General features: G+C 63.7%; 14 protein-coding genes. 2 read left to right on the top strand and 12 right to left on the bottom strand.

Going from position 1 to position 13,321, the window contains the following annotated elements; all coding sequences use genetic code 11:
* Nucleotides 1-53: 53 nt before the first annotated feature.
* The 4 genes from AC0L21_RS08635 to AC0L21_RS08620 form a co-directional block, all read right to left on the bottom strand.
* The gene (locus AC0L21_RS08635) at nucleotides 54-941 is read right to left on the bottom strand and encodes a manganese catalase family protein (RefSeq protein ID WP_027519448.1); all 888 of its coding nucleotides are present in this window, start codon (nucleotides 939-941) and stop codon (nucleotides 54-56) included.
* Between the two features lie 202 nt (nucleotides 942-1,143).
* Nucleotides 1,144-1,458 carry a hypothetical protein gene (locus AC0L21_RS08630; protein ID WP_473260201.1) on the bottom strand — a complete coding sequence of 105 codons (315 nt, stop codon included), beginning with the start codon at nucleotides 1,456-1,458 and terminating at the stop codon, nucleotides 1,144-1,146.
* 73 nt (nucleotides 1,459-1,531) lie between these two features.
* Nucleotides 1,532-2,401: an MBL fold metallo-hydrolase gene (locus tag AC0L21_RS08625; protein WP_473260199.1), complete on the bottom strand. Its 870-nt coding sequence runs from the start codon at nucleotides 2,399-2,401 to the stop codon at nucleotides 1,532-1,534.
* A 29-nt stretch (nucleotides 2,402-2,430) separates the two neighbouring features.
* A complete protein-coding gene (locus AC0L21_RS08620; RefSeq protein ID WP_473260197.1) occupies nucleotides 2,431-3,003 on the bottom strand; it encodes a NuoB/complex I 20 kDa subunit family protein in 573 nt (190 codons plus the stop codon).
* Nucleotides 3,004-3,248: 245 nt separating this feature from the next.
* Between AC0L21_RS08620 and AC0L21_RS08615 the strand changes: the two genes are divergently transcribed.
* Together AC0L21_RS08615 and AC0L21_RS08610 are read left to right on the top strand one after the other, a co-directional pair.
* Complete coding sequence (locus AC0L21_RS08615; protein WP_473260195.1) at nucleotides 3,249-3,746, top strand: ferritin-like domain-containing protein; 498 nt, start codon at nucleotides 3,249-3,251, stop codon at nucleotides 3,744-3,746.
* A gap of 133 nt (nucleotides 3,747-3,879) precedes the next feature.
* Nucleotides 3,880-4,137 (top strand): hypothetical protein, encoded by a 258-nt coding sequence (locus AC0L21_RS08610; protein WP_473260193.1) that lies wholly within the window; start codon nucleotides 3,880-3,882, stop codon nucleotides 4,135-4,137.
* Between the two features lie 34 nt (nucleotides 4,138-4,171).
* On the opposite strand, the gene AC0L21_RS08605 is transcribed toward AC0L21_RS08610, so the two are convergent.
* Genes AC0L21_RS08605 through AC0L21_RS08570 form a run of 8 tightly spaced genes read right to left on the bottom strand, consistent with a single transcriptional unit; the run spans nucleotide 4,172 to nucleotide 13,143 of the window.
* Complete coding sequence (locus AC0L21_RS08605) at nucleotides 4,172-5,239, bottom strand: UDP-glucuronic acid decarboxylase family protein (protein WP_473260191.1); 1,068 nt, start codon at nucleotides 5,237-5,239, stop codon at nucleotides 4,172-4,174.
* Nucleotides 5,240-5,250: 11 nt separating this feature from the next.
* A complete protein-coding gene (locus AC0L21_RS08600) occupies nucleotides 5,251-6,375 on the bottom strand; it encodes a CgeB family protein (protein ID WP_473260189.1) in 1,125 nt (374 codons plus the stop codon).
* Nucleotides 6,372-7,460 carry a CgeB family protein gene (locus AC0L21_RS08595; protein ID WP_473260187.1) on the bottom strand — a complete coding sequence of 363 codons (1,089 nt, stop codon included), beginning with the start codon at nucleotides 7,458-7,460 and terminating at the stop codon, nucleotides 6,372-6,374. Before AC0L21_RS08595 ends, AC0L21_RS08600 begins: the two co-directional genes overlap by 4 nt.
* Nucleotides 7,457-8,587 (bottom strand): CgeB family protein, encoded by a 1,131-nt coding sequence (locus tag AC0L21_RS08590; RefSeq protein WP_473260185.1) that lies wholly within the window; start codon nucleotides 8,585-8,587, stop codon nucleotides 7,457-7,459. Before AC0L21_RS08590 ends, AC0L21_RS08595 begins: the two co-directional genes overlap by 4 nt.
* The gene (locus AC0L21_RS08585) at nucleotides 8,584-9,687 is read right to left on the bottom strand and encodes a glycosyltransferase family 4 protein (RefSeq protein ID WP_473260182.1); all 1,104 of its coding nucleotides are present in this window, start codon (nucleotides 9,685-9,687) and stop codon (nucleotides 8,584-8,586) included. The genes AC0L21_RS08590 and AC0L21_RS08585 overlap by 4 nt, the downstream gene beginning before the upstream one ends.
* Entirely contained in the window at nucleotides 9,684-10,970 is a 1,287-nt protein-coding gene (locus AC0L21_RS08580; protein WP_473260180.1) for a TIGR04295 family B12-binding domain-containing radical SAM protein, read from the bottom strand. Before AC0L21_RS08580 ends, AC0L21_RS08585 begins: the two co-directional genes overlap by 4 nt.
* The gene (locus AC0L21_RS08575; RefSeq protein WP_473260178.1) at nucleotides 10,967-12,031 is read right to left on the bottom strand and encodes a GDP-mannose 4,6-dehydratase; all 1,065 of its coding nucleotides are present in this window, start codon (nucleotides 12,029-12,031) and stop codon (nucleotides 10,967-10,969) included. The genes AC0L21_RS08580 and AC0L21_RS08575 overlap by 4 nt, the downstream gene beginning before the upstream one ends.
* Nucleotides 12,031-13,143 carry an NAD-dependent epimerase/dehydratase family protein gene (locus AC0L21_RS08570; protein WP_473260176.1) on the bottom strand — a complete coding sequence of 371 codons (1,113 nt, stop codon included), beginning with the start codon at nucleotides 13,141-13,143 and terminating at the stop codon, nucleotides 12,031-12,033. The genes AC0L21_RS08575 and AC0L21_RS08570 overlap by 1 nt, the downstream gene beginning before the upstream one ends.
* Between the last annotated feature and the right edge of the window lie 178 nt (nucleotides 13,144-13,321).

The raw sequence follows: 13,321 nt of genomic DNA, 5'->3' as shown, positions 1-13,321 counted from the left end.
ACGTCGGCCAGGGCCGTCCCTTTCGTCGGACGACCCTGGCCGTTGCACGAGAATCAGGCCAACGCGTTCGTCACCGGCGGCTCGTTCATCTGCTCCACCTGTGCGCCACTATCCGGCCGCGCCGGTCCGAGCACAGGCTCCTCGCCCAAAGGCTCGAAGCCGGCGCGGAAGCTGAACGATCCCTGGCCGTCGAGCGAAGGACCTTCGCAGTAGCGCCCCGGCTGCAGCGGCGCCGCGTTGCGTTCGGTGCCCATGAACATGTAACTGAACTCGGTCGCCTCCTTGCTGCGGTCGAAGCTGTTCGGAATCGGCAGGGCGGCGTCCTTGCCCATTTCCTCGATCACTGCGAGCCATTGCTGTTGATGCATGGTGTCGCGCGCAATCAGGTAGCTCAGCATGTCCTGCATACCGGGATCGCTCGTGGAGTTGAAGAGACGCACGGCAAGGGTCCGGCCGGTGGATTCGGCGGCGACGTTGCAATACATGTCGGCGGCCAGATTGCCGCTGGCGTAGACATGCGAACAATCGAAGGGGACGCCGTCGCAATTGGCAGGGAAAGCCGCCATGCCGGTCGAGAGCAGATGCCGGTGCAGCATGCCCTCGATCACATGCCGCGGCCGCTCGCCGCCGTTCATCACCGCGCCGACGACCGGGTTGGCCTGCAGGCTAGTCTCCTGCATCGTTGCCGGTGCATTCTCCAGGTTCAACGCGACAGCGGTCGCGAGCATCTCGATGTGGCTGATCTCTTCGGTCGCGGTATTGAGCAGGACGTCGCGATATTTGGCCGGCCCCCGCGCGCCCCAGGCCTGGAAGAAATACTGAAGGCAGACGCGGATCTCGCCTTCGACGCCGCCGATGGCTTGCTGCAGCTGGCGGGCGAAGATCGGATCGGGCTTCTCGACCCTGACCGGATATTGCAGTCGTTTGTCGAAGTAGTACATGCGCAGCTCCTTTTGTGTTCACGCCATTGCGCAATGAGTGCTGCCGGGTTGCGTTCCTATGGGGTTTCTAGCGATTACTTTGAAAGCCTTTAAATTGCGGCGTGAACGCGATGCGGCCCCGGCGAGGAGAGGATCTCGCCGGGGCCGCTCTCATGCGCGCAACAGCAAGGAGCGCGCTTTGGAAATTGCGAACCGCGAACCGTTAGCGGCGCGGCATGGTGCCGTTGGACGGTGGCGTCGTCTCGTTGCGCATGCCGGGAGGACTGGAAGCACCCTGTCCGCCCCGCTCGACATGCGTGATGCCGCCGCCACCGGATCCGCCGGCTCCGCCCGAGCCGGCTCCTGCACCGCCAGCTCCAGCTCCGCCAGCGCCTGCGCCGCCGGCACCAGCGCCCGCGCCAGCGCCGCCACCCGCGCCACCACCGGCGCCGCCACCAGCACCCTGTGCGAGCGCTGCGCCGACCGAAGCGCCTGCAAGCATCGCGGCCGTGAAGATCGTCAGCATTGTCTTACGCATCTTTCTTCTCCTTGAGGTTTCGATGTCGGATCAATCATGTGAAGCATCCACCGTTCCTAACCGTGCAGCGTGATCAAGCTCTGTCGTCGACGACTCCGCGTCGGTATTGCGAAGGCACGGCAACTTCGTCGAACCGTTTGGCGAGAGCATCGAGAGCCACGCGCATCTGCGGCCCCTGCATGGCCGCGCCGTGCCCGGTGACGACGATCTCTGGAGCGAGCGCGGCAAGTGCGCGCACCGATCTCTTGGCGCTTTCCCAATCGGGGGTGAAATACATCGGGGGCCCGTGCATCTCCGGCGTTTGCGTCACCGCGGCATAAACGGATTCCTGCCGTGTCGTTATGAAGGCGTCGCCGGCGATCAGCACGCGGTCGCGTTCGCGCCAGAGCGAGATATGCCCGGGGGTATGGCCGGGCGTATGGATCCACTGCCATTCCGGCATGAAGGGCACACCGTGATCAAAGGATAAATCATAGAGGCGCGATGCGACGTTCACCGGCTTTGTCGGAAATAGCGGAGAGAGAGAAGCGAGCAGCCCACCACCGACGCTGGGATCGGCCGACGGATAGGATAGGCTTCCGTCAAGATAGGGATGCTCGGCCGCATGGGCATAAACCGGCACCTCCCATTCATTCGCCAGCGTTTCGAGCGCGCCGACGTGATCGAAGTGCCCATGCGTCATGATGATGCAGGCGGGCCGGCCGCTTCCTCCAAATCTGGCTTTCGCGGCGGAGCGGATGGCGCCAGCCGATCCGGGAATGCCGGCGTCCACCAGCACCCAATTGCCGTCACCGGCGTTCTCGAAACCGACGAAGATGACGTTGACGATCGCAAGCTGACGATAGGCAACGTCAGCGACGATCTGCCGCGTGTTGTCGTTGCGATCGATGTCGGATTGCGCGTGCTCCGCGTCGGCGGAAGAGGGAAGCGGGATCTGCGTCATGTCCATTCAAGTCCGATTTGGTCAGCTCTCTAGCGCTCGATCGTGCCGATGCGCCGGATCTTCTTCTGAAGCAGCATCACGCCGTACAGCAGCGCCTCCGCGGTCGGCGGGCAACCGGGCACGTAAATATCGACAGGCACGACACGATCGCAGCCGCGCACGACCGAATACGAATAGTGGTAGTAACCACCGCCGTTGGCGCACGACCCCATCGAGATCACGTAGCGCGGCTCAGGCATCTGGTCGTAAATCTTGCGAAACGCCGGCGCCATTTTGTTGGTGAGTGTGCCCGCGACGATGATCACGTCCGACTGGCGTGGCGACGCGCGCGGGGCGAATCCGAAGCGTTCGGCGTCGTAGCGCGGCATCGACATCTGCATCATCTCGACCGCGCAGCAGGCGAGCCCGAATGTCATCCACATCAGCGACCCGGTTCGGGCCCAGGTGATCAGCTCCTCCGCGGTCGCCGTGAAGAAGCCCTTGTCCGCAAGATCATCGCGGATGCTCATGAAGAACGGATCGGAAGCGTTGTCCGGCTGGCCCTCACCCGGCCGGCCAAGCGAAGGGACTGAGTTGCTGGCGTGCGGAGAGCTGTCTGTCATTCTTGTCCCTGAGCGCTGCGGCCTTTTGGCGATGCGACCACACGTTGATGCGACCACACGTTGCCGAGAACAGTCATTCGCATGCGGCGTTCCTCCGGCGGTTGGGCGATTTGTGTTTTGTTATCGCAGGTTAGCTTCGGGTCCGGCGGCCGGAACCCAGCGTTCGCCTCACTCATCACCCCCTAGGAACGATCCGCCGAAACTGCGGTTGGCGGCAACATGGCCCGTGAAATGGAGAACATGAGATGACGAACGCAGCCCGCGAGACATTCGTGGTCGGACTACGCAATGCGCATGCGATGGAAGTGCAGGCGCGGGAGTTGATGGAGCGTCAGTCGGAGCGACTGGACGAATATCCCGAGGTCAAGGCCAAGGTTGCCGCTCACCTTCAGGAGACCAACGAGCAGCTGAAGCGGTTGGAGAGATGCCTGGAAGCCTGCGGCGAGAGTACCTCCAGCCTCAAGGACACGACGCAATCCATGATGGCGAACATGCAAGCCATGGCACACTCGGTTGCCGGCGACGAGATCCTCAAGAACACTTTCGCCAACAATGCCTTCGAGAATTTCGAGATCGCTGCCTACAAGTCTCTGCTCGCCCTCTGCGGCGCCGCTGGGTTCGCGGAGGCCAAGGATCCGCTCGAGACATCGCTGAAGGAGGAGCAGCGTATGGCCGCCTGGATCGACTCGAACGTCGAGAAGGTAACAATGGAATATCTGGCGCATCAGCGCCAGGCGGCCTGATCGCACTCCATCGCCATCGCGGCGAGACCGCCGGTCCCCACTGGTGCGAGACCGGCGGGTTCGCCCGCTGAGTCTGCCTGCGCTCTCATATGGACGCGCAGGACCGAAACCCTCTCATCCACGTTTTGCTGTCATGGCGCACATCATCTTCGACTATCGCAGTCCTGCTGCCGAACAGGCCTATGAGATCGCGTGGGACTTTCTCGCCCGCAGCGGGGCGATCCACGATGAGTTCGAGGCGTGCGTATTTCTGGCCCAGCGCATCACCATGATGGTCGAGGAAGGCCAGGAAAACCGGATCCGGATGGCCAATCGCGCCATCTCCGAATACCAGTACCATCTCGAGAACCTCTGCAAGCCGCTCCGAGGCGCGGCTGCTTCACGGGCATGAGGGCTCGCACGGGTTTGTGGGTTCTTTCTACCGTTTACTGCCGATCGGCGATCGTCAGCTGGCCGCGTGCCCCGGTACGTCCGCTCCTGCGGGGTGCAATGGCCGGAACGAGTGCCGGCGCTTCCCCGGCCATGCGCATGGCGAAATAGGCGATGGTCGCGTGAAGACCATCCTTGAGCGCCACGCGCGGGCGCCACCCCAACGCCTTCACGGCCGTATCAATGACGGGCTTGCGGCGCTTCGGATCATCTTTCGGCAGCTCCTCGAACCGGAGCGGGGAGGCTGACTCCGTATACGCCAGCACGTCGCGCGCAATATCCTCGATCGTGACCTCGTGCGGATTACCCAGATTGCAGGGTCCGGTGACCGATGATGGACTCTCCATGAGCAGCTGGAGGCCGCGCACGAGATCGTCGACGAAGCAGAAGCTCCTGGTCTGCGTGCCACCTCCATAGATCGTGATCGGCTCTCCGCGAAGCGCCTGCACGATGAAGTTGGAGACCACGCGCCCGTCATTCTCCAGCATCCGGGGTCCGTAGGTGTTGAAGATGCGCGCGACCTTGATTTCAACCCCGTACATGCGATGGTAGTCGAACATCAGCGTTTCCGCGGCCCGCTTGCCCTCGTCGTAGCAGGCCCGGGGCCCGATGGGATTGACGTTGCCGAGATAAGATTCCGGCTGGGGATGGACCTCCGGATCGCCGTAGACCTCGCTGGTCGATGCCTGCAGGACCCGGGCGCCTTTCCGTTGCGCGAGCTCCAGCATGTTGATGGTGCCGAGCACGCACGTCTTCATCGTGCCGACCGGATCTTTCTGATAGTGACGGGGCGACGCCGGGCAGGCGAGACTGTAGATCCGGTCGACGTCACCCTCGATCTCGACGGGATCGCGCACATCATGTTCGATGAAGCGAAAATTCGGATGATTGAGCAGCGGCCGGATGTTGTCGATCCTTCCCGTAAACAGGTTGTCGAGGCAGATCACCGTGTGGCCGCGCTGCAGAAGCGCGTCGCAGAGGTGGGATCCGATGAAGCCGGCGCCGCCGGCCACCAGAACAGTGGGGGAGCGGCGGGACGCGTTGATGCGGGTCTGAAGTGTCATGGTGCTGCCTTTCAGATTTGAGCGACCTGCATGGGACGCGAGGCGGGAAGTTGCGGGGCTTTCCGGCGGCGACGCACCGATGCCTCGGCGTAGTAGGTCTCCACCTGCCGGGCGCGATGTTCGGAGGTGTGGTCGGCCAGAACGCGGCGCCGAGCGTTTTCCGCGATCGTGCGCCTTTGCTCCTCGGGCATGTCGCGCAGGATCTCCACGACGTCGCGGGGGCTCGATGCGAGCAGGATTTCCCGGGAAGGCTCGAAGACGGTCTCGATTCCAGGCCACCGGTCCGAGATCACGGGCGTGCCGCACGCGGCCGCTTCGAACAGCCGAACGCTGGGCGAGAAGCCGAGCGCGCGCATGTCGGCGCGGGTGGCGTTTAGCGTAAAGCGTTGCTCTGCATAAAATCTCGGATGATGTTTGGGCGTGAGGTGCTCGATCCGGGCGACATTGGTGGGCCAGACCACCTCATCGGGATATTGCGCGCCCGCGACGACGAATTGCTCGCGTGACAGAGTGCGAGCAGGGGCGAGCAGCAACTGCTCCAGAACCGGTTGCCGGTCCTCGCTATAGGTCCCGAGATAGCCCAGTGCCCATTTCTTCTCCGCGCGTTGCGGCGCGTAGATGTTGGTGTCGGCACTGCAATACAGCACCCGAGCCAGCGGACTGCCATAGTTCTCCTCGATTATGCCGGGCACTGGGCCGCCGGCAAAAGACAGGTAAAGGTCGAAGCGCGGGATCATCGCCGCGGAAAGATAGTCCAGGCCCTGCTCGAGCTTGGCAAGCGTGACCGGTGTGTCGATGTCGTAGAAGGCGGTAATCCCCCGGGCGTGGGTCGTGATCCATTCGGAGATCGCGATGCCGTCGGGCACATAGGAGCCGATGACCACCAGATCGGCGTCGCGGATCATCTTTCCGAAACGCTGCGGGATGTCCTTCAAGGATTGGTAAAGCTCGACAGTCCAAGCGGAAGGCCTGGCAAGATCACGATGCTCGCGATACCAGGGGACGTCGCGTTCGAGAAATGTGACCTGGTGACCTCGTCGTGCCAGGGCTTCGATCAGGGCGCGATAGGTCGTGGCATGACCGTTGCCCCAGGACGAAGTAACCGAAAGACCGACGACGACGATATTGAGGTTCATTCTGCTGCCTCGATTCGCGAACTGCTTGCGGCAAAGAGATCGTTGAACTGGCGCGCGCGCTGCCGGTAGGTGTGATGGCTCAGAATGCGCGCACGAGCGCGCGCTGCGATGGCCTGAGCCCGGTCGGGGCGCAGGGCGGCAAGATGCGCTGCGACCTCCGCCCCGTTCGCGGCCACTAGCACCTCGCGATCTGGCTCGAGAAAATGATCGATGCCGTCCCACTGGTCGGTGATCAGGCAGGCTCCGGCGCCGATGGCTTCGAACACGCGTGTTGGCGGCGAGAAGCCGTAGCGCGCCATGCTGTCGCGATTGACGTTCAGCGTCGCCAGACCGGAGCCGAAGAACGCGTTGTGGTCGCCGGTCCCGACATGCCCGACCTTATGCAGATTGGCTGGCGTGTCTTTGGAATCCCAACCCGATCCGCCGAGCACGAACGTCTTGTCCGGCAATTGGCGTGCGACATCGAGAAAGAACCGCTCGACGCGCTGCTCGCGGTCGGGCAGGCGGTTTGCCAGCAAGCTCAGATCGCAGGTGAAGTGCGGATTGGGCGGCGCCGGAAAGTGCGTGGCGGGGTCGAGCGCATTGTAGATCGGCACGCAGTCTCGCGCCCCGATTCCGCGATAAGCGGATACGACGGCATCGCCGCCGCCATAGGTCAAAACCATGTCGTAGGACCGGATCGCATGGCGCAGATGATGTTCTGGATTGTCCGCCACCGACTCCAGCGTCGCAGGGGCATCGACGTCCCAATAGATGCGCATTGCATTCGACGGAATCTCGGCGACCGCGTTCTCCAGCTCCTGATCGAAGACGCCGACGCCGCTGGCTTTGACCAGCATGTCGGCCGAGCGGGCGGCGTCCTCGAGCGAGCTTCGCCAGCCCTCAGGCGTCGCGGCGTAGACGACCACTTTCGCCCAGTCGGGATCGTCGATGTCGCGATGGGCCTGACGCTCGAAGGCATCGGGCTCGTAGAATGTGACGTCGTGGCCGAGCGCCGCAATCTCCTTCAGCATGCCGCGGTAATAGGTGGCGGCACCGTTCCAGTAGGACGAGACGAGGCTGGATCCGAAGAAGCAGATCTTCATGCGGAGGCTCCGATGTATCGCAGGGGCTGTGTCGCGTGGCCTGTGGCCCGGAGGTCCTGCACGATGCCGACTAGCTGCTCCGCCCGGTGACGGCAGGTGTGACGCTCCTTGATCGTCCGCAGTCCGGTCTCCACCGTGGCCGACCATAATTCCCGGTCATCGAGTAGCGCACGAAGCGCCCGCTTCATTTCGGTACCGTCGGAGGCGCTGAGATAGGCACCTTCCGGGAACAGACTGTCGGCGTCTGACCAGGGGGCCGAGACCAGTGGAATGCCGCACGCCATCGCCTCGAAGACGCGAATGGTCGGAATGCCCGGAAGCAACCGGACATAGGGGCCGCGGGGAACGTGGACAGTCGCGCGTGCGCTGGCGAAAGCAATGGGAGCCCAGTGTGCGGGCAGCCAGCCGCCATACCGAATGCCTGCCGCCTGAATGGTGTCGAGCGCCGCGTCCGAATAGCGGACGCCATAGACCCCCGCGCGCAGCTTCAGCTCGGCCACGGGTTCGACCAGAAATTCGTTGAGCTCGGTGCTGCGTTCGCCGTCGCCCCAATTGCCGATCCAGACGACATCGTCGGTGCGCTCGACATGCGGCAGCGGATGGTACAGGGCGACGTCGGCCGCCTCGTGCCAAGTGAAGGCCCGGTCGGCCCAGCCGAGCTTCAGATAGATTTGACGAAGGACCTCGCCGAAGGCGAGCACACCGTCGAAGCCGTCGAGGTCGAACTGCGCAAGCTCGTCCGGTGCGCTGACGGCGCGATGATGGGTGTCGTGGAACAGCAGCGTGAAGGGAGCGCCTTGAGCCCGTTTCGATCCGATGTCCGCGATCAGATCGGGCGAATTCCATTCGTGGACGATGACGAGATCGGCGCCGTGCAACGCCTCGTCGAGATCAAGGGAGGCGTCGTAGCGGCGGATGCCGATGCCGGGAAACAGCGTTGGAATATCCTCCATCGTCTGACTGCCACCCTCTTTGATCGCATTTAGTCGGCTCCAGCCGTCGATCGGCTCGAACACGACGACCTCATGGCCGAGCGCGTGAAGCTCGCGGGCGTAGCCGCGCAGGAAATGGGCGTTGCCGTTGTTCCAGCAGGAGGTGAACGCGTGGTAGAACAGAACGCATTTCATGCGCGTACCTCCATGGGGGCGGGCGCGTGATGGACGGCAAGCATCTCCTCGTAGAGGCTGAGATAGGCGCTCGTGGTCCGGGTCAGCGAGTAGGTCAGGGACTGCTCAAAGGCGGCACGTTGCAGCCGCACCCGCTCGTGATCGTCGGTGCACAGGCTTGCGAGTGCTCGATGCAGCGCCTTGCTGTCGGTGGGATCGACGAACAGCGCGGCCCCGCTCCACAATTCCCTGAAGGTGGGAATGTCGGACAGGACGAGGGCGCATCCCGCCGCCGCGGCTTCCAGAACGGAGAGGCCGAACGGCTCATAGAGCGCGGGGCTGGCGAAGATGGCGGCGTGCTGCAAGTGCGCGCGCATGGCTTCGTGAGACAACTGCCCGAGCCAGGTGACGGAAGCCGAAGGGCACTCGTCCGCCGGCCCGGCGACCCGAACGGGCCAGTCCAGCCCAGGCGCCGCAGCCGCCAGGACCTCGATGTTCTTGGCGCGGTCCCACAGCCGGCCCGCCGCAAAGATCATGTCTTGCTTCCGTCCCGCGAGGCCCTGAGGGCCAATTCCATTCCAGATCACGATGCCGCGCGAGCGAGGCCGGTAGATTTCCGCTATGTCATCGTGGAAGGACTGGCTAGGACAGACCCAGGCCTGTGCGGTGTCGAGTGCGGCGGTCACCCGTTCGGTGTAGCCGCGCCATTTCGGTTCGCCGAGCCAGCTCGTATCGCGGCAGGCGAGCCCCCAGGAGTTGACGCAGGAGTGGGCGACGACCACCACCGGAGCGCGCCAGGCGAAGGCCGCCTCGCGAAAACTATTGAGGTGAACGACGTCAGGCCTGATTCCGGCTTCGAGCTTCGCAAGGACGCGCCTGGCCTGGGACAGATCTTGTCCTTCCGGATCCTGCCATTCGAGTGCAAGGTCCGTTTCGATCAGGCGGACCCGCGAGCCACGTAGCATCTCAAGCTGGCCGGCCCGCGCGCGCGGACCCATCGTCACCAGGGTGACGTCGGCGCCCTTCGCTGCAAGAGACGAAGCAAGAGAAGACGAGTAGGTCCAGACGCCTCCGACGGTATCGGTCGTCATCAGGATCCTGAGCTGCGAGCTGCGGCTCATGATGCCACCTGCAGTTCGAGAGTCTCGAGCGGGACCGGGCGGTCGTTCTGCACGTCGCTGAACTGGTCGAACATCGCGAGATAGTGCCGGTGTGCGCGCTCCCAGGCGAAATCGTCGGGCTCGCCCCAAAGCTTTCGATAATCCGGCGAGCCGGGATAAGGATACAGCGGGACCGGATCGTTGGCCCAGATGCCGGCATCCTGCATGGTGCGGCGCCAGCGCTGCACGACGGGGTCCTCGTCCTCGGGGACTTCGATCAAATTGGCCTGCACGAACGGAACGTGACGGCGCGCTTGGACCAGCCGTTCGGCAAGCTGGTCGGTCGTCATCTTGCAGTTCTTGGCGAGCGCGGCGCGGCCCTCGACCGTGAGGCTCTCGATGCCGGCTTCAATCGAGACGCAGCCGGCGCGGCCGAGCAGAGCCAGCATGTCCGGCTTCCAGAGATCGATGCGGGTCTGCACTCCGAATTTCAGCCCGCGTGTGGTCAGCCCTTCCAGCAGTTCCACGTTTGGAAGGAAAATTTCGTCGATGAAATAGACATATTCGATGCCGTGCTCACGCAGGCCATCGATCTCTTCGAGAACGATGGAGGCAGGCCGCTTGCGGTAGGCGTTGCGGAAGTTCTCCTTCGCGCAGAACGTGCAATTGTACGGACATCCCCTGGACGACTCGACCTCGGCGCCAGGCGCCTGTGGCTCGGCTTCGAAACGGTGGTGGTGATGGTGATGCCGCCGGATCATCTCCTCCGGCCAATCGAGCGGCGGCTGATCCTTGAATGCGACCGCCTGCGGGCCGCCATTGACGCGGACCGATGCGCCATCGGCGAAGCACAGGCCCGGAAAGTCCCGTTCGCCATTGGCAAGACGCAGCAAGGAGGCTTCGCACTCGCCCATCACGACGATGTCGGTGCCGAGCTTTCGAAGCGCGGCCCTTGGCACAGTCGAGCCATGGGGGCCCACCGCGATGAGGATCGGAGCCAAGTCGCGCACCGCCATCGCGAGCTCCTGGGGAACGCGGAGTTCGGGAGGGGCGCAGCGCCAGAACAGATAGGTCGGCGCCGTCGTGATGACGATCTGGTCGGGGCCGAACGCGCGCAGCTCGGCTTCGATATCGGCGAGAGAAAGGTCGAACATGTGGGCGTCGAGCAGCAGCGTCTTGTGCCCGGCCGCCTTCAGGTAATGCTCGGGGATCCCGAGTTCGAGTGGAAGGTGAGGGGATCGACAGCCGAAATAGATGCTGCCGCCAAAGTCCCAGTTCGGGTTGATGAGGGCAACACGCGTCATGCCAGCGCCTCGCGGTTGCCTTGTGACGATCCGAACCGGCCGTCGAGCCAGCTGTGAAGGGATCGGAGGCCGTCTGCGAACGAAACCTGAGGCGCCCAGCCGAGCGCGCTGGAGAGGGCGCGCGTGTCGGTCACGTACCAGGGCTGATCGCCGGGCCTCCAATCGGCAAAGCGATAGGCCACCCTGCGGCCGGTCAGATCGGTGATGCGGTCGATCAATTCCAGCAGACTGATTGCGTTGGCCGGACCGCCGCCGAGATTGAATACGCGTCCACGGGCGAGCGCGATGCCATCGAGCACGGCGAGCCAGGCCGAGGCCGCGTCAGAGACGTGAAGCGCATCGCGGACCTGATGGCCGTCGCCATAGATCGTCAGCTCTTTGCTGCGGATGGCGCTCAGCAGGAAATGCGCGATCCAGCCCTGATCCTCGGTGCCGAATTGACGGGGCCCATAGATGCAGCTCATGCGCATCACCACGGTCTGGAGGCCGTAGACCCGCGCATAATCATGGACGTATTGATCCGCCGTTCCCTTGGAGCATCCATAGGGGCTGTAGAAATCGAGCGGCGCATTTTCCGAGATGCCGGGGGCCAGCAGGCCGCTTGTCGGCGTGTAGCGACGGCCGGTGAGCGCGATGTCGCCATCGTCGATCAGGCGTCCGTAGACCTTGTTGGTCGAGGCGAATACGATCGGCGCGGCGTTGTTGTGGAGGCGCACGGCTTCGAGCACGTTCAATGTGCCCCGCGCGTTGATTTCGAAATCGGCGGCCGGATCGCTCACGCTGTCGGTGACGGCGACCTGGGCGGCCAAGTGCAGCACGGCGCGGGCTTCGCGTACGGCGTCGATCACCGGGATCGGCTCGCGAATATCGGCCACGGTGATTGTGACCCGGTCGCCATGCCGGGACTTCAGCCATTGCGCATTCTCCCGCACGCCGGCGCGGGCGAGATTATCCAGGATCAGCACCGGCTCGCCGCGCTCTGCCAGGCGGTCGGCGAGGTTGCAGCCGATAAACCCGCAGCCGCCGGTGATCAGGACCGGTCTGTTGTCTCGTTCACTCATCACGCAACTAATCCTCGTTGCAGCAGCTCCCTGGTGGCTCGCTCCGCCTGATCGTCAGCGATCTGGTCGGCGAGATATTCCGCCAGCTCTTCGAGCCCATCCCTGAATGCGACGCGAGGCTCGAAGCCGAGCACGTCTCGGGATTTTCCCATGTCGGCGAAGCAGTGGCGGATATCTCCAGCGCGATATTTTCGCGTCAGCTCGGGCGCAATGTCACGGCGCCCCATGACTTCGGCGAGATCCTCCGCGACGGACAGGATGGTGCGACTCTGGCCCGAGCCGACGTTGAAGACGTCCTGCGCGTGCTCCGCCTCGAGCGCCATCCGGCAGGCGCGGGCGACGTCATGGACATGGACGAAGTCGCGGCGCTGCCGGCCGTCCTCGAAGACGAGGGGTGGGCGGCCGTTGAGCAGCCGGGCGGCAAAGATGGCCAGCACGCCGGTATACGGATTAGACAGGGCCTGACGTGGCCCGAACGCATTGAAGAAGCGTAGCGCCACCGTCGGGATGCCATAGGCCTTGCCTGTGATCAGGCACATGCGCTCCTGCGCATATTTATTGAGCGCATAGATCGAGCTCAGCGAAGGCTGCTTTGTCTCCGGCGTAGGGATGGGATCGAGCGGGTTGCCGGCGGCGTCGCGCAGCTCCCAATCGCCGCGGCGAAGCTGCTCGACCGCCCGCTCCTCGCAGGCGACCACGCTCTGATCGGCGCTCCGGTAAAGGCCTTCGCCGTAAATGCTCATGGACGAGGCAACCACGAGCCGCGCGACCGGGCGCCTGGATAGTGCCTGCAGCAGCACGGCGGTGCCGAGCTCGTTGGTCCTGACATAGGGTTCGATGTCGTACATGCTCTGGCCGACGCCGACTGCTGATGCGAGATGCAGGACCATGTCGGTGCCGCGCAACGCATGATCGACCGCGAGAGCGTCGGTGACGTCACCGACGACGAGCTCCGCGTCTTTGGCAAGATAGGAGGGATGCTGGCGGTTGCCTCCGTGGACCTGCGGCGAGAGATTGTCGAGCAGGCGGACTTCATAGCCCGCCGCCAGCAGAGCGTCGGCTGCATGCGATCCGATGAATCCCGCGCCTCCAGTGATCAATACTCGCGTCATTCACCGCTCCGTGCCGCCGTGAGATCGATCCTGCGGGATCAATCCGTGATGAGAATGAAAGCGCGCTGCTGTTCTGGTCGGGCGACCGGCGCGCCAGTCACATTTGGGAGTAGAAGCGATGCAAGGAATGTTCGTTCCTGCGAAACCTACAAACGAAAATTTCTCTAACCTGGATCAA

It is taken from the genome of Bradyrhizobium sp. WSM4873 (assembly GCF_055811355.1).
Note: the sequence above shows the minus strand (reverse complement) of the source record. Positions and strands in the feature narration are given on the sequence as shown.